This window comes from Streptomyces spiralis, from assembly GCF_014654675.1.
Taxonomy (GTDB): domain Bacteria; phylum Actinomycetota; class Actinomycetes; order Streptomycetales; family Streptomycetaceae; genus Streptomyces; species Streptomyces spiralis.
In genome coordinates, this window is record NZ_BNBC01000035.1 from 24,921 (window position 1) to 45,253 (window position 20,333).

The window sequence follows — 20,333 nt, forward strand, 5'->3', positions numbered from 1 at the left end:
TCACTGCTCCTTGTGGGAGAGGGCACGCAGGGTGCGGGAGGGACTGGGCCGGCCCAGCCGACCGGCCATCCACTCGCTCGTGGCGACGAGACGGCCGAGGTCGACTCCGGTGTCGATGCCGAGGCCCCGCAGCATCCACACGAGGTCTTCGGTGGCGAGGTTGCCGGTGGCGGACTTGGCGTACGGGCAGCCGCCGAGGCCGCCCGCGGAGGCGTCCACGGTGGTGACGCCGTGCTGGAGTGCGGCCAGGGTGTTGGCGAGGGCCTGGCCGTAGGTGTCGTGGAAGTGGACGCCGATGACGCCGGTGGGCACACCGCCCTCGTTCAGCGCGGCCAGCAGCCGGAGCACATGGCCGGGCGTGGCGACGCCGATGGTGTCGCCGAGGCTCAGCTCGTCGCAGCCCATGTCCCGCAGCGCCCGGCAGACCCGGACCACCTGGTCGACGGGCACCGGACCCTCCCACGGGTCGCCGAAGCACATCGACAGATAGCCGCGCACATGCGCGCCCCCGTCCTTCGCCCGCCGCACCACCGGCTCGAACATGGCCAGCGCCTCGTCCACCGTCCGGTTGAGGTTGGCCTTGGCGAAGGACTCGGTGGCGCTGGCGAAGACGGCGACCCGGGTCGCGCTCAGCGACAGGGCCCGCTCCAGGCCGCGCTCGTTCGGTACGAGGACGGGCAGGTCCACCGGCAGGCCGCTCACCATCGGGAACAGCTCTTCCGCATCGGCCAGTTGGGGCACCCACTTGGGGTGGACGAAGCTGGTGGCCTCGATCGTGGTCAGGCCCGCGTCGGCGAGGCGGCGGATGAACTCCGCCTTGACCTCCGTCGGCACGGTCGCCTTCTCGTTCTGCAGGCCGTCGCGCGGGCCGACCTCGTGGATCCTGACCCGGGCGGGGAGGCCGGGGGCCGGGACGGCCATGGGGAGACCGAGTTCCGGGGTGCTCATACCGTTTCCTCCTCCGCCGGCGCGATGACCGCCAGCACCTGGTCCATGGCGACCGTGGTGCCCGGTGTGACGTCCAGTTCGGTGACCGTGCCGGCGTGCGGGGCGGAGATGACGTGCTCCATCTTCATCGCCTCGACCACCAGCAGGCTCTGGCCCGCGGCCACCTCGTCGCCGACGGCGACCTTCACCACCGTGACCGTGCCCGGCATGGGTGCGGTCAGCGAGTCGGCGCCGGAGTGGGCCGCGCGGATGAGGGAGGCGGCCACCGGGTCGTGGTCGCGCACGTGCCAGGCGTCGCCGTCGCGGCCGAGCCAGTCCGCGGCGCGGTGGAAGGTGTGGCGGACCCCGTCGAGCGTCACGGCGACCGTGTCCTCGGCGACCGTGTGGGTGCCGCGCGGGGCGTACGCCACCGGGTCGGTGACCCGCAGGTGGAAGGCCACCGGCTTGGGCTCGCCGCCCAGCCGCCAGCCGGACGGCACGGAGAACGGGTCCGTCCAGCCCGCGCCCTTCGGCCGCAGCGCGTCCAGCCGTACGGCCGCGGCGGCCTCGAAGACCTCCTCCGGCACGTCCGTGGGGACCAGTTCGTCGACCACCCGCTCGACCAGCCCCGTGTCCAGCTCGCCCGCCGCGACCGCGGGGTGGGCCAGCAGCCGGCGCAGGAACCCGGCGTTGGTCTGCACGCCCAGCGTGACCGTCTCCGCGAGCGCCGCGCGGAGCTTCCTCAGCGCGGTCGCGCGGTCCGGGCCGTGGGCGATCACCTTGGACAGCATCGGGTCGTACAGGCTGCCGACCTCGGTGCCCTCGCTGAGCCCGGAGTCGGTGCGCACCCCGTCGCCCTGCGGCTCGCGCAGCCGCAGCACCGTGCCGCCGGAGGGCAGGAAGCCGCGCGAGGGGTCCTCCGCGCACAGCCGGGCCTCGATCGCGTGACCGGTGAGGGTGATGTCCTCCTGCGCGTACGGCAGGCGCTCGCCGGCCGCCACCCGCAGCTGCCACTCCACCAGGTCCAGGCCGGTGACGAGCTCGGTGACCGGGTGCTCCACCTGGAGACGGGTGTTCATCTCCATGAAGTAGTACGAGGACGGGTCGCCGCCGGGGACGATGAACTCCACCGTGCCCGCGCCCCGGTAGCCGCAGGAGCGGGCCGCCTGGACCGCCGCCTCGCCCATCGCCGCGCGGGTCTCCTCGTCGAGGAGCACGCTGGGCGCCTCCTCGATGATCTTCTGGTGGCGGCGCTGGAGGGAGCACTCGCGCTCGCCGAGGTGGATCACGTTGCCGTGGCCGTCGGCGAGGACCTGGATCTCGATGTGCCGGGGCCGGTCGATCCAGCGCTCCACGAGCAGGGTGTCGTCGCCGAAGGAGGCACGGGCCTCACGGCGGGCGGCGGCGATCTCCTCGGTGAGCCGATCGGCGTCCCGCACCAGGCGCATGCCCTTGCCGCCGCCTCCGGCGGACGGCTTCAGCAGCACCGGCATGCCGATCCCGCGGGCGGCCTCGGCCAGTTGCGCGTCGGTGAGTCCGGAACCGCTGGAGCCGGGCACGACCGGCACCCCGGCCGCCTCGACCGTCTCCTTGGCGCGGATCTTGTCGCCCATGAGGGAGATCGCGTCCGCCGGGGGGCCGATGAAGACCAGTCCCGCCTCCTCGCAGGCGCGCGCGAAGCCGGCGTTCTCCGCGAGGAAGCCGTACCCGGGGTGGACGGCCTGGGCGCCGGTGCGGGCGGCGGCCTGAAGCAGCCGTTCGGCGGACAGGTAGCTCTCGGCCGCGGGCGCCGGGCCGATCCGTACGGCCGTGTCGGCCTCCCGGACGTGCCGGGCGTCCGCGTCCGCGTCGGAGAAGACCGCCACCGAGCGCACCCCGAGCGCGCGCAGGGTGCGGATGACGCGGACGGCGATCTCGCCGCGGTTGGCCACCAGAACTGTTTCGAACATGTCTACGAGGTCCCCCTCACATCCGGAAGACGCCGAACTGGGGGTCGCCCAGCGGGGCGTTGGCGCACGCGGTCAGGGCGAGGCCCAGAACCTGGCGGGTGTCCAGCGGGTCGATCACGCCGTCGTCCCAGAGCCGGGCGGTGGCGTAGTAGGCGTTGCCCTGGCGCTCGTACTGGGCGCGGACAGGTGCCTTGAAGGACTCCTCGTCCTCCACGGGCCACTCCTCGCCACGTGCTTCGAACTGGTCCCGCTTGACGGTGGCGAGCACGGAGGCGGCCTGCTCGCCGCCCATCACCGAGATCTTGGCGTTGGGCCACATCCACAGGAAGCGGGGGGAGTAGGCCCGGCCGCACATGGAGTAGTTGCCCGCGCCGTAGGACCCGCCGACGACGACGGTCAGCTTGGGCACGCGCGTGCAGGCCACGGCCGTGACCATCTTGGCGCCGTGCTTGGCGATGCCGCCGGCCTCGTAGTCGCGGCCCACCATGAAGCCGGAGATGTTCTGGAGGAACAGCAGCGGGATGCCGCGCTGGTCGCACAGCTCGATGAAGTGGGCGCCCTTCTGGGCGGACTCGGAGAACAGGATGCCGTTGTTGCCGATGATCCCCACCGGGTGGCCGTGGATCCGGGCGAACCCGGTGACCAGGGTCTGGCCGAAATCGGACTTGAACTCGGCGAACCGCGAGCCGTCGACCAGACGTGCGATGATCTCGCGCACGTCGTAGGGGGTGCGGGAGTCGACCGGCACGGCGCCGTAGAGCCCGTAGGGGTCGACCTTGGGCTCCACCGGCTCGGTGACCTCCCAGGGCAGCGACCCGCGCGCGGGGAGGGTGGCGACGATGTTCCGCACGATCCGCAGGGCGTGGGCGTCGTCCTCGGCGAGGTGGTCGGTGACGCCGGAGACGCGGGAGTGCACCTCGCCGCCGCCCAGCTCCTCGGCGGTCACCACCTCACCGGTGGCGGCCTTCACCAGCGGCGGCCCGCCCAGGAAGATCGTGCCCTGGTTGCGGACGATCACGGCCTCGTCGCTCATCGCCGGGACGTAGGCGCCACCGGCGGTGCACGACCCGAGGACGGCGGCGATCTGCGGGATCCCGGCGCCGGACATCCGCGCCTGGTTGTAGAAGATCCGCCCGAAGTGCTCACGGTCGGGGAAGACCTCGTCCTGCATCGGCAGGAAGGCGCCGCCGGAGTCGACGAGGTACAGGCACGGCAGGCGGTTCTCCAGGGCCACCTCCTGGGCGCGCAGGTGCTTCTTCACCGTCATCGGGTAGTACGTGCCGCCCTTGACGGTGGCGTCGTTGGCGACGATCACGCACTCGCGCCCGCTGACCCGGCCGATCCCGGCGATCACCCCGGCCGCCGGGGCCTGTCCGTCGTACATCCCGTCGGCGGCCAGCGGGGCCAGCTCCAGGAAGGGCGAGCCCGGATCGAGCAGGGTGTCCACGCGGTCGCGCGGCAGCAGCTTCCCGCGCGCGGTGTGGCGGGTCCGCGCCCTCTCGCCGCCGCCGAGCCGCGCGGCGGCGAGCTTGCCGCGCAGCTCCTCGACGAGCGCGCGATGTGCCTGATCGTTGGCCCGCCAGGCCTCCGACGCGGGATCGGCCGCGCTCGTCAGCTCCGGTGCCTCGTGCATCCCTGTGGTCCCCTCACCCTGTGGTTCGACGTGGTCCACTGTTAATGAGCGTTAACCCATTTCCTCCAGGTTAACGAGCGCTAACCATCCTGTCTAGAATTGTTTTCATGACCACGCGAACCGACGCCCCCACCCGCCGCGAGCAGATCCTCAAGGAAGCCGCGCGGCTCTTCGCCGAACGCGGCTTCCACGGCGTCGGGGTCGACGAGATAGGCGCCGCGGTCGGCATCAGCGGGCCGGGCCTGTACCGGCACTTCGCGGGCAAGGACGCGATGCTCGCGGAGCTGCTGGTCGGCATCAGCGGCCGGCTGCTGACGGGTGCGAAGCGGCGCCTGGCGGAGGCCGGCGGGGTGGCGGGTCCGGAGGCGGTCCTCGACTCGCTCATCGAGGGGCACATCGACTTCGCGCTCGACGACCGTCCCCTCATCACCTTGCACGACCGCGAGCTGGACCGCCTCCGGGACAGCGACCGCAAGCTCGTGCGCCAGCTCCAGCGGCAGTACGTCGAACTGTGGGTGGAGGTGGTCCGCCAGGTCCACCCCGACCTCGCCGAGCCGGCCGCGCGGTCGGCCGTCCACTCCGTCTTCGGCCTGCTGAACTCCACGCCTCACCTGGGGCGCCGGGGGTTCCTGCCGGGGCGGGGGGCGACGGCGGAGCTGCTGCACCGGATGGCCCGGGGGGCGTTCGCCTCGGCGAGTTCGCCTGTGGCGGGCTGAGCGGGGGCGGGCTGCTTCACGTGACGAGCGTTACCAGTCCTCCTTCTTTACGCCTGGCCGTACTCGCCGGTACGTTTGTGTGAGCAAGCGCTTAGACAGTGGCGATGTACGTGGAGGTGGCGGCGTGCGCCGTACGGTGTTCAACGAGGATCACGAGGCGTTCCGGGAGACCCTCCGCGCCTTCATCGAGGCCGAGGTCGTGCCCGTCTACGACGAGTGGTTCGCCGCCGGACAGGCCCCGCGCGAGTTCTACTACAAGCTGGGCGAGCTGGGCGTCTTCGGTATCAACGTGCCGGAGGAGTTCGGTGGCGCCGGCCTGGACACGCACAAGTTCGAGGCCGTCCTGTACGAGGAGACCGCCCGTGCCGGCGTCTCCTTCGGCGGCTCCGGTGTGCACGTGCTGCTGGGCCTGCCGTACATCAAGCTGCTCGCCACCGACGAGCAGAAGAAGCGCTACCTGCCGAAGTTCGTCACCGGCGAGGAGATGTGGGCCATCGCGATGACGGAGCCGGGCACCGGCTCCGACCTCGCGGGCATGAAGACCACCGCCAAGCTCTCCGAGGACGGCACGCACTACGTCCTCAACGGCGCCAAGACCTTCATCACCGGCGGCGTGCACGCCGACCGCATGATCGTCTGCGCCCGCACCTCCGCGCCCCGCGAGGACGACCGCCGCTTCGGCATCTCCCTCTTCGTCGTGGACACCAAGGCCGAGGGCTACTCCGTCGGCCGCAAGCTCGACAAGCTCGGCCTGCGGACCTCCGACACCGCCGAGCTGGCGTTCGTCGACGTAAAGGTCCCGGTCGAGGACCTGCTCGGCGAGGAGAACAAGGGCTTCTACTACCTCGGCCACAACCTCGCCTCCGAGCGCTGGGGCATCGCCTTCGGCGCCTATGCGCAGGCCAAGGCCGCCGTCCGGTTCGCCAAGGAGTACGTCCAGCAGCGCACCGTCTTCGGCAAGCCCGTCGCCGCCTTCCAGAACACCAAGTTCGAGCTGGCCGCCTGCCAGGCCGAGGTGGACGCCGCCGAGGCCGTCGCCGACCGCGCGACGGAGGCCCTGGACGCAGGCGAGCTGACCCCCGCCGAGGCCGCCTCCGCGAAGCTCTTCTGCACCGAGGTCGCCCACCGCGTCATCGACCGCTGCCTCCAGCTGCACGGCGGCTACGGCTTCATGAACGAGTACCCGATCGCCCGCCTGTACGCGGACAACCGCGTCAACCGCATCTACGGCGGCACCAGCGAGATCATGAAGACGATCATCGCCAAGGACATGGGCCTGTAAGGGCCCCGACGGATCCGCGAAATCAGTGCAGGATACAACTGACGTATGAGTCAGGCACTTCAGTCGCTGCTCGATCTGCTCGACCTCGAGCGGATCGAGCAGGACATCTTCCGCGGGAAGTCGCGCTCCGCCGTGGTCCCGCGCGTCTTCGGCGGGCAGGTGGCGGCGCAGGCGCTGGTCGCCGCCGGGCGCACGGTCCCCGAGGACCGGCACGCGCACTCGCTGCACGCCTACTTCCTGCGCCCCGGTGACCCCGGCGCGCCCATCGTCTACACCGTCGACCGCATCCGCGACGGCCGCTCCTTCACCACCCGCCGGGTGGTCGCCGTCCAGCACGGGCAGCCGATCTTCCATCTCTCGGCGTCCTTCCAGACGTACGAGGAGGGCCTGGACCACCAGGCCCCGATGCCGCCCGCCCCGGACCCGGCCACCCTGCTCACCTCGCAGGAACGCATGCGGGGCTACGACCACCTCGCCCCCGAGGTCGTCGAGCGCTTCCTGGAGGCCCGCGAGGCGGTCGACCTGCGCTACGTCGACGAGCCGCCGTACGGCAGGTTCGGCGAGCCGCGCGAGCCGCACTCGCAGGTGTGGTTCCGCACCAACGGCAAGCTCGAGGGCCCCATTGACCAGCCGCTGCTGCACGTCGTGCTCGCCACGTACGTCTCCGACATGACGCTGCTGGACTCGGTCCTGCTCGCGCACGGCCGGGGCGGCTGGGCGGTCGGCGACGTCGTCGGGGCCTCGCTGGACCACGCCATGTGGTTCCACCGTCCCTTCCGGGCCGACGAGTGGCTGCTGTACGACCAGGAGTCCCCCTCCGCCCACGGCGGACGGGGCCTCGGCCAGGCCCGCATCTACACGCAGGACGGGCGCCTGGCCATCTCGGTCATCCAGGAGGGCGTGGTCCGCGTACCCCGGGAACGGTGAGAGCCCGTCGGGGCCGTCAGCCGGCCAGGCCCGCCTGGTCCAGCAGATACGCCGTCATCGGGTCGTAGTACCGGGGGCTGACCACGTGGTCGTCGAGGGGGACCGTCACCTGGACGGTCCCCTCGGCCTCGGCGAGGAAGAGCGCCGGGTCGTTGGAGTCGGCGTAGCCGACGGAGTCCACGCCGTGCTGTCCGGCACCGCCCGCCCAGCCGTGGTCGGCGACGACCAGGTCCGGCAGCGGGCGGCCCTCGCGCTCCAGGCCGGTGAGGATCGCGCGCATCGGCTCGCCCGAGTGGGTGTGCCACAGCGTCGCGCCGTGCTCCAGCACCGCCACGTCCGCGAACTGCATGACGTAGCCCTCGTCGGTCTGCAGCCCGTCCGGGATGACGGTGATCTCGCACCCGGCGGCGCGCAGCGCGGCGGCGGTGGCGCGGTGCACGTCGAGCAGACCGCCGGGGTGGCCGGTGGCGAACAGCACCCGCTGACGGCCGTCGGCCGCCTTGCGCAGCCTGCCGGCCATCCGCTCCAGCCCGGCCACGGTCAGCTCGGGGTCGATGGTGTCCTGGCCGTACCGGTGCTCCGGGTCGTCGCTGACGCCGACCCGTTCCGCCATCACCGCGAGGACGTCCTGCTCGTCGCTCCAGCGGTCGCCGAGTTCCAGGCCGAGCCAGAAGTTGCGGTCGCCGTTCGACAGCTTGCGGTAGTGGGAGAGGTTGTTCTCGCGGGGGGTGGCGACGTTCCCGGCGATGCGGGTCTTCACGAGATGGTCGAGGAGTTCGGCGCGGCTGGGCGTCCCGGTTATCGGCATGCCACCCATTGTGATGCAGTGATCCGTCCGCGTCGCCGGTGTTCCGGCCGCTGGGACGGGGCTCACGCCGATCATGTGGGCCGCGCCTGTCCGGCGGCGACGGCGGCCGTGCGACCCCGCCGTCCGGCCGTGGCGCCCCTCACAACCTCCGCAGGGCGAACCACAGTTCCATGCGTGCGTCCGGGTCGTCCAGGTCGGTGCCCAGGAGGGTGGCGCAGCGGGTGATGCGCTGGCGGACGGTGTTGCGGTGGACGGACAGGGCGACCGCGGTGCGGTCCCAGCTGCCGTGCAGGGAGAGCCAGGTGCGCAGCGTCTCGGTGAGGGCCGGGGTGAGGGGGGCCAGCAGGGCGCGGGCGTGGGCGTCGGCCTCGGCGGGCGGGAGCAGGTCGGCGAGGCCGGGACCGCTGCCGGGGGCGCCGTGCCGGACCAGCTCGGCACGGGTGGCGTGGGCGCGGGCCAGGGCGCGGGCCGCCTGGGTGTCGGCGGCCGGCCAGTCGGCCGGGGCGACGGCCGCGCTGACGCCGAGCGTCCAGCCGGGCTGCGGGCCCGGTTCGCGGTCGGCGGGGACGAGGACCCGCACGACGCCGTCCGCGAGGTCGACCAGCGCCGACCCGAGGGCGGCGCCGAGCGCGGAGGCCGCCACCGCGTCGGCGGCCTGCGCGCCGGGCCGCGCGTGCACGACGACCCACCGCCCGCACCCGAGCAGTGGCGCGACCTTCTCGGGCGGGGCGCCCAGCAGCAGCCGTACCAGCGCCGAGGAGCGGGCCGCGCCCGCACCGCTCTGGTGCTCGCCGGTGAGCAGGGTCAGCAGGACGGCGGCCACGGAGGCGATGGTGTGGTCGCCCGGTTCGCGGTGCGGGGAGGCGACGGCGAGCACGAAGCCCTGCCCGGTCCCCAGGGCGTAGGCGGCGAGGTGGCGGCCCGCGACGGTGTCGGTGGCGGAGGAGCGGGCGCGGCTGGTGACGAGCCGGGCCAGCGCGTCCAGCGCGTCCCGCACCTCGGGCGGGTGTTCCTCCCGCCCGGCCTCGGCGACGGGGGTGCCCTCGGGCCCGTACAGCACCGCACGGCCGCCCACCCGCTGGGCCAGCTGGCGCAGCACCGACGGCACCGGGTCCGGGCGGGACGCGGCGGCGGCCAGGCTCTGCTGGGCCTCGGTGACCCGGCGGAGTTCGGCCAGGCGCGCCTGGGCCATCAGCTGCCAGACCGCGCGGGCGACGCCGGAGAAGGTGGTCTGCGGCGGCACTTCGAGCAGCGGCAGGCCGCGGGCGTCGCAGGCCGCCACCAGGGCGGCCGGCACCGTGTCGTGCACCGGCGCCACACCGAAGCCGAGGGCCGCGCCGCCCGCGGCGACGATCCGCGCGACGTAGTCGTCGAAGTACCTGCTCCCGGCCTCCGCGGTCGCCGCCCGCGGGACCTGGACGCCCGCCGTCAGCAGCAGCTCGCCGCCGAGCAGATACGGGTACGGGTCGGCCATCTCCGAGGTGTGCGCCCAGTGGATCACGGTGCCGGTACCCGACGGCCCGGCGATCTGCCGCAGCGCCAGGTCCTCGCGGGCGAGCAGCGCCGAGAGCGGGATCGGTGGGGTCGGTGGGACCGCTGGGGCGGACGACGACGGTGTGTCCTGCACGGTGTGCGTTCCCTCCATCCTGGACCGTGTGAATGGATGAAAAGTACACTTCGCAGTCGCTTTTCGGCCACCTAGTGTCGACCCAGACCGGCAGCCGCGGGTACGGGCGGATGTCCCCGCGAGCCGCTGCCGACGTCCCCGTCCAGATGCAAACGACACGCCACCGGGATGTGCGCGAAGGAGGGCCCCAACATGGCCGTCGACTACACAGTGATCGTCGTCTATCTGGCCGGCATGCTGGCCATGGGCTGGTGGGGCATGCGCCGCGCCAAGTCCAAGAGCGAGTTCCTGGTGGCGGGCCGCCGCCTCGGGCCCGCGATGTACTCCGGCACCATGGCGGCGATCGTCCTCGGCGGCGCGTCCACCATCGGCGGCGTGGGCCTCGGCTACAAGTACGGGCTCTCGGGCGCATGGATGGTGTTCACCATCGGCCTCGGCCTGCTGGCCCTGTCCGTCTTCTTCTCCGCCCGCATCGCCCGGCTGAAGGTCTACACCGTCTCCGAGATGCTCGACCTGCGCTACGGCGGCCGGGCGGGCGTGATCTCCGGCGTGGTCATGTGGGCGTACACCCTGATGCTCGCGGTCACCTCGACCATCGCCTACGCCACGATCTTCGACGTCCTGTTCGACCTGAACCGCACGGTCGCGATCATCCTCGGCGGCTCGATCGTCGTCGCGTACTCGACCCTCGGCGGCATGTGGTCCATCACGCTGACCGACATGGTGCAGTTCGTGGTGAAGACGATCGGCGTGCTGCTCCTGCTGCTGCCCATCGCCGTCGTCAAGGCGGGCGGCTTCTCCGAGATGAAGGCCAAGCTGCCGACCTCGTACTTCGACCCGCTGGGCATCGGCGGCGAGACCATCTTCACCTACGTGCTGATCTACACCTTCGGCATGCTCATCGGGCAGGACATCTGGCAGCGCGTGTTCACCGCCCGCAGCGACAGGGTCGCCCGCCACGGCGGCACCGTCGCCGGCACCTACTGCCTGGTCTACGCGCTCGCCGGCGCCGTCATCGGCACCGCCGCCAAGGTGCTCTACCCGAACCTGGGCAGCGCCGACGACGCCTTCGCCACCATCGTCAAGGACGAACTGCCCGTCGGTGTGCGCGGGCTGGTGCTGGCCGCCGCCCTGGCCGCCGTGATGTCGACCTCCTCCGGCGCGCTGATCGCCTGCGCCACCGTCGCCAACAACGACATCTGGTCCCGGCTGCGGGGTGCCGTCCGCCGCGCGGACGAGGAGCACGACGAGGTCAAGGGCAACCGCGCCTTCATCCTGGTCATGGGTGTCGCGGTGATCGCCACCGCCATCGCGCTCAACGACGTCGTCGAGGCGCTGACCGTGGCGTACAACCTGCTCGTCGGCGGGCTGCTGGTGCCGATCCTCGGCGGGCTGCTGTGGAAGCGCGGCACCGCGCCGGGCGCCCTCGCCTCCGTGATCGTCGGCGGCCTCGCGGTCATCGGCCTCATGGCGGGCTACGGCATCCTCGCCAACGAGCCGGTCTACTACGGCCTGCTGTCCTCCCTCGTCGCCTACGTCGCCGTGTCCCTGGCGACCCGGCCCACCGACGAGGCCGTCCTCACCGTCTGGCGGGAGCGGCTCGCCGGACGGAGCCCCGAACTCGCGTCCGAACCCGTCCCGGCTCACCAGTAGAGTCGTCCGGAAAGCAGTACATGCGCGACGAAGCGCAGGAAAGAAGGCATTTCACCATGAGCAGCAACGAGACGCCCCGCGGCCCCGTCGACTCCTCCCGCGTTCCGCGGTACGCCGGCCCCGCGACCTTCGCCCGGCTGCCCCGCCTGGACGAGGTCGGCACCGCCGACGTCGCCGTGGTGGGCGTGCCGTTCGACTCCGGCGTCTCGTACCGGCCGGGCGCCCGCTTCGGCGGCAACGCCATCCGCGAGGCGTCCCGGCTGCTGCGCCCCTACAACCCGGCGCAGGACGCCTCCCCGTTCGCCCTCGCCCAGGTCGCGGACGGCGGCGACATCGCCGTGAACCCGTTCAACATCAACGAGGCCGTGGACACCATCGAGGCGGCGGCCGACGACCTCCTCGGCACCGGCGCCCGCCTGATGACCCTCGGCGGCGACCACACCATCGCGCTGCCGCTCCTCAGGTCCGTCGCCAAGAAGCACGGCCCGGTGGCCCTGCTCCACTTCGACGCCCACCTCGACACCTGGGACACCTACTTCGGTGCCGAGTACACCCACGGCACCCCGTTCCGGCGCGCGGTGGAGGAGGGCATCCTCGACACCTCCGCGCTCTCCCACGTCGGCACCCGCGGCCCGCTGTACGGCAAGCAGGACCTCACGGACGACGAGAAGATGGGCTTCGGCATCGTCACCTCCGCCGACGTCTACCGGCGCGGCGCCGACGAGGTCGCCGACCAGCTTCGCCAGCGCATCGGCGACCGCCCGCTGTACATCTCCATCGACATCGACTGCCTGGACCCGGCGCACGCGCCCGGCACCGGCACGCCGGAGGCCGGCGGCATGACGTCGCGGGAGCTGCTGGAGATCCTGCGCGGCCTGGCGTCCTGCAACCTGGTCTCGGCGGACGTGGTCGAGGTGGCGCCCGCGTACGACCACGCGGAGATCACGTCGGTCGCGGCCTCCCACACGGCCTACGAACTGACCACCATCATGAGCCGCCAGATCGCGGCGGCCCGCAACGCCTGACTTTCCTCAGAGGACCGAGAGCTGTGACTCACGACCACGACCTGGTACTCCGCCCGACCGATCAGCAGACGGCGGCCGCGCTGAATCCCCCTGACGGCCGGAACGGCGGAGACCTGGTCGTGGAAACACTGGCCGGGCTCGGTGCGACGACCGTCTTCGGCCTGCCCGGCCAGCACGCGCTGGGCATGTTCGACGCCCTGCGCAGGTCCTCGCTCCGCTATGTGGGCCTGCGGGTGGAGAACAACGCGGGCTTCGCGGCGGACGCGTACGGCAGGATCACGGGCGAGGCGGCGCCGCTGCTGCTGTCGACGGGCCCGGGAGCCCTCACCTCCCTGGCCGCGCTCCAGGAAGCGGCGGCGGCCTCGGCGCCGGTCCTGGCGATCGGCAGCCAGATCCCCACGGCCGGGCTCGGCGGCGGCCGCCACGGCTATCTGCACGAACTCCCCGACCAGGCGGCCTCGTTCCGGGGCGTGGTGAAGTCGGTCCACACCGTCCGCACCCAGTCCCAGATCCCGTCCGCGATCGCCGAGGCCTGGAAGTCGGCGCTGACCGCCCCGCACGGGCCGGTGTGGGTGGAGATCCCGCAGGACGTGCTGCTGGCCGAGACGCGTCTGCCGGTGGTGACGGCGATGGACGCCACCCCGGACGACCTGCCGCCGCGCCCGGAACTGACCGCGGTGGCGGCCGACCTGCTGTCGAAGGCGGCCCGCCCGGCGATCATCGCGGGCGGGGGAGTGGTCCGCGCGGACGCCGCCGGGAAGCTGCGGACGCTGGCGGAGAAGCTGAACGCACCCGTCGTCACCACCTTCGGCGGCAAGGGGGGGTTCCCGTGGACGCACCCGCTCTCGTTGCAGTCCTGGCTGGAGGACCGCCACACCACCGACTTCCTCGAGGACGCGGACGTCCTGCTCGTGGTCGGCTCGGGCCTGGGCGAACTGTCCTCGAACTACCACACGTTCAAGCCCCGCGGCCGAGTGATCCAGATCGAGGCCGACCTCGGCAAGCTGGAGTCCAACCACCCGGCCCTCGGCATCCACGCGGACGCCCGCCTGGCCCTCCAGGCGCTGCTGGACACGGTGGAGGAGCGCGCGGACGCCACGGCGCCGGACCGGGTGCGGGAGGTGCTCGCGAAGGTCGCCGACCGGATCGCCGCCCAGGAACTCACCCTGGAGCAGCAGGTGCTGGCCTCCGTGCGCCGCGCACTGCCCGCCCACTCCCCGTCCTTCTGGGACATGACGATCCTGGCCTACTGGGCCTGGTCCGCCTTCGACGCCGAGTCGCCCAACACCATGCACTCGGCCCAGGGCGCCGGCGGCCTCGGCTACGGCTTCCCGGCGGCGCTCGGCGCGGCGGCGGCCGACCCGACCCGCCCGGTCCTCGCCGTCTCGGGCGACGGCGGCGCCCTGTACTCCATCGCCGAACTGGCCACGGCACGCCAGTACGACCTGAACGTCACCTGGCTGATCGTCGACGACGGCGGTTACGGCATCCTGCGCGAGTACATGACCGACGCCTTCGGCGAGCCCACGGCGACGGAACTGACCCGCCCCGACTACGTGGCCCTGGCCGAGTCCTTCGGCGTCCCGGGCGTCCGTACGTCCCCCGAGACCCTGGAGACCGACCTGGCGAAGGCCCTGGCCGCCCCCGGCCCGTCGGTGCTCGTACTCCCGGCCCTGCTGCGGATGTTCGCGCCGACGCACCTGGACTGAGGCCTGCGCCCACCGGCGAGGGCCCGACGCCGCGCCCTCGCCGGTAACGACTCGTCAAACCCTTCCCGTCCGCACAACCATTCGCCCGATCCTGTGCGTCAAATGGGTATGACTCACTGGATAACCGGGCGCGTCAGAGCGCTCGCGGCGATCGGGGTCGGCGCCGGGATGCTCGTTCCCTGCGTGGCGGCCGCGGCCCCCGCCTCGGCCGCGTCGGCCACCGTCAGCTGCACGTCCGGCAAGGCCGGGCTGGCCGCCAAGCTGCAGAAGGACATCACCGCGGCGCTGGCGGGCCGCAAGGGCACCATCGCCGTCGGGCTGCGCGACCGCAGCACCAACACGACCTGCACGCTGCGGGAGTCCAGCGCCTACGACTCCGCCAGTGTGGTCAAGGTGACCGTGCTCGCCACGCTGCTCTGGGACGCGAAGAAACACAACCGCTACCTCACCGACCGCGAGACCACGCTGGCCAAGGCGATGATCACAAAGTCGGACAACGACGCGACCAGCAGCCTGTGGAAGCAGCTGGGCCTGACGAAGGTCAAGGGCTTCCTGGCCGCCGCCGGCATGACCCAGACCAAGCCGGGCGCGGACGGCTACTGGGGCCTGACCCAGATCACCGTGCGCGACGAGCAGAAGCTGCTCGGTCTGATCACCGCCAAGAACTCGGTGCTCAGCGACAACTCCCGCGCCTACATCCTCAAGCTGATGGGCCAGGTCGTCTCCTCCCAGCGCTGGGGCACGCCCGCCGGGGCGCCGTCCTCCGTCGCCGTGCACGTCAAGAACGGCTGGCTGCAGCGCGCCACCCACGGCTGGCGGGTGCACAGCGTCGGCACCTTCAACGGCGCCGGGCACGACTACACGATCACGGTGCTCACCCAGGACAACAGCACCATGGACTACGGCGTGACGACCATTCAGAACATCGCGAGGGTCATCCACAAGGACATCGTGTCCACCACGCTGAGGACGGCGCGCTACATCCCGACGCCCGCGCCCAAGGAGGCGTTCGTGCCGGTGCCGCCGACCGGCTGACGCTTCACGAGGAGGTCTCCCCTCGGTCATCCGGGCACCCTACGGTGACGGTCATGCGTCTGAGAACCGTACTCGCGACCCTCACCGCCGGCCTGGCGGCGGCCACCTGTCTCACCGGTCTCACCGCCGGGCCGGCCGCCGCCGACACCCCGACCGACCACGCCTGCTCGCCGTCCGTCTCCCTCGACCGCTTCACCGACGGCCTCGACAAGACGACGTACGAGGGCACCTTCGTCGGCAACCTCTCCGCGCTGGCGGTGGACCGGCACGGCGAACTCGCCGCGCTCTCCGACCGCTCGTCGCTGTTCACCCTGAACCGCCGCACCCTCAGGCCCACGAGCGTGGTCCAGCTCGCCGACGAGAACGGGGCCGCGCTCGACTCCGAGGGACTCGTCGTCGACCGGGACGGCACCCGCCTGGTCACCTCCGAGACCGAGCCGTCCGTACGCCGCTACTCCCGCGACGGCCGCATCCTCGACCGCCTGCCCGTGCCGGACTCCCTGATGGTCGCCCCGGCCGGCCGCGCCACCGCCAACCAGACCTTCGAGGGCCTGACCCTGCTGCCCGGCGGACGCACGCTGCTGGCGTCCATGGAGTACGCGCTCTCCGGTGACACCCCCGGCATCGTCCGCTTCCAGACCTGGCAGCGGACCCCGGGCGGCCACTTCCGGCCCGCCGCCCAGTACGCCTACCGCACCGACGACGGCCTCGGCGTCCCCGAGGTCCAGGCAACGCCCGACGGCCGGCTGCTGGTCCTGGAACGCGGCTTCACCGCAGGCGTCGGCAACACCGTCCGCCTCTACCTCGCCGACCCGCGGCACGCGACGGACACCGGCGGGATCCGGAACCTGACCGGGCAGCCCGGCGTCCGCCCGATCCACAAGACCCTCCTCACCGACCTGGCCGCCTGCCCCTCCCTCGGTGCCACCGCGAAGCAGCCCCAGCCCAACCCCCTCCTCGACAACATCGAAGGCATGACGATCACCGGCCGCGACGCCCGGGGCCGCCTCAGGGTCCTCCTGGTCAGCGACGACAACCAGAACGCGGTGCAGACGACCCGGTTCTATTACCTCCGGGTACGCACCTGAGCGCCGTGCCCGGCCCCCGCGCCGTCCTTCCGAATATTGCGGAGGGATGAAATCCGCTCCCGTCCGTGTTGGTGCCTTCCGGTAGATCAGGTCGTCAGGGAGGCACCGACGTGGCAGCGCAACCGGGGGAAACACGAGGCTGGGCGCGCAGACTCGCCGCGTACGCGTGGCGCCGCCCCAAGGACGTGGTCCTCGCCCTCGGCGCCTCCCTCGGGGGCATGGCCGTCATGGCCGTCGTCCCGCTGATCACCAAGGTGATCATCGACGACGTGATCGGCGACCACAGCCGCGCCATGGCCCCCTGGGCGGGCGGCCTGGTGGGTGCCGCGATCCTCGTCTACGCCCTGACCTTCGTCCGCCGCTACTACGGCGGCCGGCTCGCCCTCGACGTCCAGCACGACCTGCGGACGGAGATGTACGGGACGATCACCCGGTTCGACGGCCGCCGCCAGGACGAGCTGTCCACGGGGCAGGTGGTCGGCCGCGCCACCAGCGACCTCCAGCTGATCCAGGGCCTGCTCTTCATGCTGCCGATGACCATCGGCAACGTGCTGCTGTTCCTGATCTCCCTGGTGATCATGGCCTGGCTGTCGCTGCCGCTGACCCTGGTCGCCCTCGCGGTGGCGCCCGCGCTCGGCTGGATCGCCCGCCGCAGCCGTACGAGACTGCACCCCGCCACCTGGTACGCGCAGGCGCAGGCCGCCGCCGTCGCCGGGGTGGTGGACGGCGCGGTCAGCGGGGTCCGCGTGGTGAAGGGGTTCGGGCAGGAGGAGCAGGAGACCGCCAAGCTGAGGGCGGTCGGGCGGCGGCTGTTCGCCGGGCGGCTGCGGACCATCCGGCTGAACGCGAAGTTCACCCCCGCCCTCCAGGCCGTGCCCGCCCTCGGCCAGGTCGCCATGCTGGCGCTCGGCGGCTGGCTCGCCGTGCGCGGCCACATCACGCTCGGCACCTTCGTGGCGTTCTCCACCTACCTCGCCCAGCTGGTCGGCCCGGTCCGGATGCTGGCCATGGTCCTCACCGTCGGGCAGCAGGCACGCGCCGGCACCGAGCGGGTGCTGGAGCTGATCGACACCGAGCCGACGCTGACCGGCGGCACCAAGGAACTGCCCGCCGACGCGCCCGCGACCGTCGAGTTCGACGACGTGTCCTTCGGCTACACCGACGGCCGCCCGGTCCTGACCGGCCTGTCCTTCGAGATCCGCCCCGGCGAGACCCTCGCCGTGGTCGGCTCCTCCGGCTCCGGCAAGTCCACGGTCTCGCTGCTGCTGCCGCGCTTCTACGACGTCACCCACGGCGCCGTCCTCGTCGGCGGGCACGACGTGCGCGAGCTGACCCTGGACTCGCTGCGGGCCGCGATCGGCCTGGTTCCGGAGGACTCCTTCCTCTTCTCCGACACCGTCCGCGCCAACATCGCCTACGGCCGCCCCGACGCCGACCAGGAGCAGATCGAGGCCGCCGCCCGCACCGCCCAGGCGGACCGTTTCATCGCCGAGCTGCCCGCCGGGTACGACACCAAGGTCGGCGAGCAGGGCCTGACCCTCTCCGGCGGCCAGCGCCAGCGCATCGCGCTCGCCCGCGCCATCCTCACCGACCCCCGCCTGCTCGTCCTGGACGACGCCACCTCCGCGGTGGACGCCCGCGTCGAGCACGAGATCCACGAGGCGCTGGGGCAGGTCATGGAGGGCCGGACCACCCTGCTCATCGCGCACCGGCGCTCCACCCTCAATCTCGCCGACCGCATCGCCGTCCTCGACCACGGCCGCCTCGCCGACATCGGCACCCACGACGAACTCCAGGAGCGCTGCGCCCTCTACCGCCGGCTGCTCACCGACCCCGACGAGCTGGGCGGCGTCTCGCCCGGCCACGCCCAGCCCGCCGCCCCGGCGGAGGACACCTCCGTACGGGACGAGCTGGACGCCGAGTTCGACGCCGAGCGCGGGGTGACCCCGCGGCTGTGGACCGGCGACCGCGAGCCGAAGGACACCGCCCTGGCGGGCACCCCCGCCACCCCGGAACTCCTCGCCCAGGTGGAGGCACTGCCGCCCGCCACCGACACCCCGGACGTCGACGAGCACCGGGCGGTCAGCCCCGAGGAGTCCTACGGCCTGCGCCGCCTCCTGCACGGCTTCGGGCTGCCGCTCCTCGCCAGCCTGCTCCTGGTCGCCGTGGACGCCGGAATGGGCCTGTTGCTGCCCGTGCTGATCCGGCACGGCATCGACCAGGGCGTGAGCAGGATGGCCCTCGGCGCCGTCTGGACGGCCTCCCTGCTCGGCCTGCTGGCCGTGCTGGTGCAGTGGGCGGCGCAGACCGGCGAGACCCGGATGACCGGCCGCACCGGCGAACGGGTCCTGTACACACTGCGGCTGAAGATCTTCGCCCAGCTCCAGCGGCTCGGCCTGGACTACTACGAGCGCGAGCTGACCGGCCGGATCATGACCCGCATGACGACGGACGTGGACGCCCTGTCCACCTTCCTGCAGACCGGCCTGGTCACGGCGTTCGTCTCGGTCGTCACCTTCTTCGGCATCATGGTCGCCCTGCTCGTGATCGACGTGCAGCTGGCCCTGGTCGTCTTCGCGACGCTGCCGCCGCTGATCGTCGCCACCTTCTTCTTCCGCCGCGCGAGCGTGAAGGCGTACCAGCTGGCCCGCGAGCGCGTGTCCGTGGTCAACGCCGACCTCCAGGAGTCGGTGGCCGGGCTGCGGATCGTGCAGGCCTTCCGGCGTGAGCGGGACGGCGGGCGGCGGTTCGCCGAGCGCAGCGACAGCTACCGCCGGGCCCGTATCCGGGGCCAGTGGCTGATCTCCGTGTACTTCCCCTTCGTGCAGTTGCTGTCCTCGGTCGCGGCGGCCTCCGTGCTGATCGCGGGCGCGGGCCGGGTGGAGGCGGCCACGCTGACCACGGGCGCCCTGGTGGCGTACCTGCTGTACATCGACCTGTTCTTCGCGCCCGTCCAGCAGCTCTCGCAGGTCTTCGACGGCTACCAGCAGGCCACCGTCTCCCTCGGCCGCATCCAGGAGCTGCTCCAGGAGCCGGCGTCCACCACGGCCGCCGCCGAGCCCCGCGACGTCCCCGGGCTGCGCGGCGAGATCGCCTTCGAGAACGTGCACTTCGCCTACGGCGCCGGCGACGCCGCCGAGGAGGCGCTGAGCGGGATCGACCTGCGCATCCCCGCCGGGCAGACCGTCGCCTTCGTCGGCGAGACCGGCGCCGGCAAGTCCACGCTGGTCAAGCTGGTGGCCCGGTTCTACGACCCGACCGGAGGCCGGGTCACGGTGGACGGCACGGACCTGCGCGCGCTGGACCTCACGGCGTACCGGCACCGGCTCGGGGTCGTGCCGCAGGAGGCGTACCTCTTCCCCGGCACGGTCCGCGACGCCATCGCCTACGGCCGCCCGGACGCCACCGACGCCGAGGTGGAGGCCGCGGCACGGGTGGTCGGCGCGCACGAGATGATCGCCACGCTCGAGGGCGGCTATCTGCACGAGGTCGCCGAGCGCGGCCGCAACCTGTCCGCCGGGCAGCGCCAGCTCATCGCACTCGCCCGGGCCGAACTCGTCGACCCCGACGTCCTCCTGCTCGACGAGGCGACCGCCGCCCTGGACCTGGCCACCGAGGCCCAGGTCAACCAGGCCACCGACCGCCTCGCGGGCCGCCGCACCACGCTGGTGGTCGCCCACCGGCTGACCACCGCCGCCCGCGCGGACCGGGTGGTGGTGATGGACCACGGCCGGGTCGCCGAGGACGGCACGCACGACGAACTGCTGGCCCTCGGCGGACGGTACGCCGAGCTGTGGCGGACGTTCGCCGGCGCGCCCGAGCCGGAGGAGCCGGTCAGCGCCTCCCGCTGAGCCGGGCCGGCGCACGCCGCACCCGGGTCGGCGCACCACGCAACCTTTCGATGCGTATCGTGCGTCCGTACACCTGTACGTGTATGTGAGTGATGTTCGGGGA

At 72.4% G+C, this 20,333-nt stretch carries 14 protein-coding genes; 9 read left to right on the plus strand and 5 right to left on the minus strand.

What is annotated here, in order from left to right; translation table 11 throughout:
- From IE318_RS29980 to IE318_RS29990, 3 genes are read right to left on the minus strand one after another with little or no spacing between them, the layout of a single operon-like run.
- Nucleotides 1-948 carry a hydroxymethylglutaryl-CoA lyase gene (locus IE318_RS29980; RefSeq protein WP_189905372.1) on the minus strand — a complete coding sequence of 316 codons (948 nt, stop codon included), beginning with the start codon at nucleotides 946-948 and terminating at the stop codon, nucleotides 1-3.
- A complete protein-coding gene (locus IE318_RS29985; protein WP_189905374.1) occupies nucleotides 945-2,876 on the minus strand; it encodes an acetyl-CoA carboxylase biotin carboxylase subunit in 1,932 nt (643 codons plus the stop codon). Before IE318_RS29985 ends, IE318_RS29980 begins: the two co-directional genes overlap by 4 nt.
- Nucleotides 2,877-2,892: 16 nt before the next feature.
- The gene (locus IE318_RS29990) at nucleotides 2,893-4,509 is read right to left on the minus strand and encodes a carboxyl transferase domain-containing protein (RefSeq protein WP_189905376.1); all 1,617 of its coding nucleotides are present in this window, start codon (nucleotides 4,507-4,509) and stop codon (nucleotides 2,893-2,895) included.
- 107 nt (nucleotides 4,510-4,616) lie between these two features.
- Here IE318_RS29990 and IE318_RS29995 point away from each other — a divergent pair, with 107 nt between their 5' ends.
- The 3 genes from IE318_RS29995 to IE318_RS30005 all read left to right on the plus strand — a co-directional run bounded on the left by IE318_RS29995 (nucleotide 4,617) and on the right by IE318_RS30005 (nucleotide 7,434).
- The gene (locus IE318_RS29995; protein WP_189905378.1) at nucleotides 4,617-5,225 is read left to right on the plus strand and encodes an SACE_7040 family transcriptional regulator; all 609 of its coding nucleotides are present in this window, start codon (nucleotides 4,617-4,619) and stop codon (nucleotides 5,223-5,225) included.
- Between the two features lie 124 nt (nucleotides 5,226-5,349).
- A complete protein-coding gene (locus IE318_RS30000; RefSeq protein ID WP_030170858.1) occupies nucleotides 5,350-6,507 on the plus strand; it encodes an acyl-CoA dehydrogenase family protein in 1,158 nt (385 codons plus the stop codon).
- 45 nt (nucleotides 6,508-6,552) lie between these two features.
- Nucleotides 6,553-7,434, plus strand: a complete 882-nt coding sequence (locus IE318_RS30005; RefSeq protein WP_189905380.1) for an acyl-CoA thioesterase — start codon at nucleotides 6,553-6,555, stop codon at nucleotides 7,432-7,434.
- A gap of 16 nt (nucleotides 7,435-7,450) precedes the next feature.
- On the opposite strand, the gene IE318_RS30010 is transcribed toward IE318_RS30005, so the two are convergent.
- Together IE318_RS30010 and IE318_RS30015 are read right to left on the minus strand one after the other, a co-directional pair.
- Nucleotides 7,451-8,242, minus strand: a complete 792-nt coding sequence (locus tag IE318_RS30010) for a phosphatase (protein WP_189905382.1) — start codon at nucleotides 8,240-8,242, stop codon at nucleotides 7,451-7,453.
- 139 nt (nucleotides 8,243-8,381) lie between these two features.
- Nucleotides 8,382-9,887 (minus strand): PucR family transcriptional regulator, encoded by a 1,506-nt coding sequence (locus IE318_RS30015; protein ID WP_189905383.1) that lies wholly within the window; start codon nucleotides 9,885-9,887, stop codon nucleotides 8,382-8,384.
- 174 nt (nucleotides 9,888-10,061) lie between these two features.
- Here IE318_RS30015 and IE318_RS30020 point away from each other — a divergent pair, with 174 nt between their 5' ends.
- The 6 genes from IE318_RS30020 to IE318_RS30045 all read left to right on the plus strand — a co-directional run bounded on the left by IE318_RS30020 (nucleotide 10,062) and on the right by IE318_RS30045 (nucleotide 20,230).
- The gene (locus tag IE318_RS30020) at nucleotides 10,062-11,522 is read left to right on the plus strand and encodes a sodium:solute symporter family protein (RefSeq protein ID WP_189905385.1); all 1,461 of its coding nucleotides are present in this window, start codon (nucleotides 10,062-10,064) and stop codon (nucleotides 11,520-11,522) included.
- A gap of 56 nt (nucleotides 11,523-11,578) precedes the next feature.
- A complete protein-coding gene (speB, locus tag IE318_RS30025) occupies nucleotides 11,579-12,547 on the plus strand; it encodes an agmatinase (RefSeq protein ID WP_030170876.1) in 969 nt (322 codons plus the stop codon).
- A 23-nt stretch (nucleotides 12,548-12,570) separates the two neighbouring features.
- Nucleotides 12,571-14,256 (plus strand): thiamine pyrophosphate-binding protein, encoded by a 1,686-nt coding sequence (locus IE318_RS30030; protein WP_189905387.1) that lies wholly within the window; start codon nucleotides 12,571-12,573, stop codon nucleotides 14,254-14,256.
- 108 nt (nucleotides 14,257-14,364) lie between these two features.
- A complete protein-coding gene (locus IE318_RS30035) occupies nucleotides 14,365-15,291 on the plus strand; it encodes a serine hydrolase (RefSeq protein WP_229903828.1) in 927 nt (308 codons plus the stop codon).
- Nucleotides 15,292-15,344: 53 nt separating this feature from the next.
- Nucleotides 15,345-16,379 carry an esterase-like activity of phytase family protein gene (locus IE318_RS30040; RefSeq protein ID WP_189905389.1) on the plus strand — a complete coding sequence of 345 codons (1,035 nt, stop codon included), beginning with the start codon at nucleotides 15,345-15,347 and terminating at the stop codon, nucleotides 16,377-16,379.
- Nucleotides 16,380-16,489: 110 nt separating this feature from the next.
- On the plus strand, nucleotides 16,490-20,230 hold the full coding sequence (locus IE318_RS30045) for an ABC transporter ATP-binding protein (protein WP_189905391.1): 3,741 nt from the start codon (nucleotides 16,490-16,492) through the stop codon (nucleotides 20,228-20,230).
- Nucleotides 20,231-20,333: the final 103 nt, after the last annotated feature.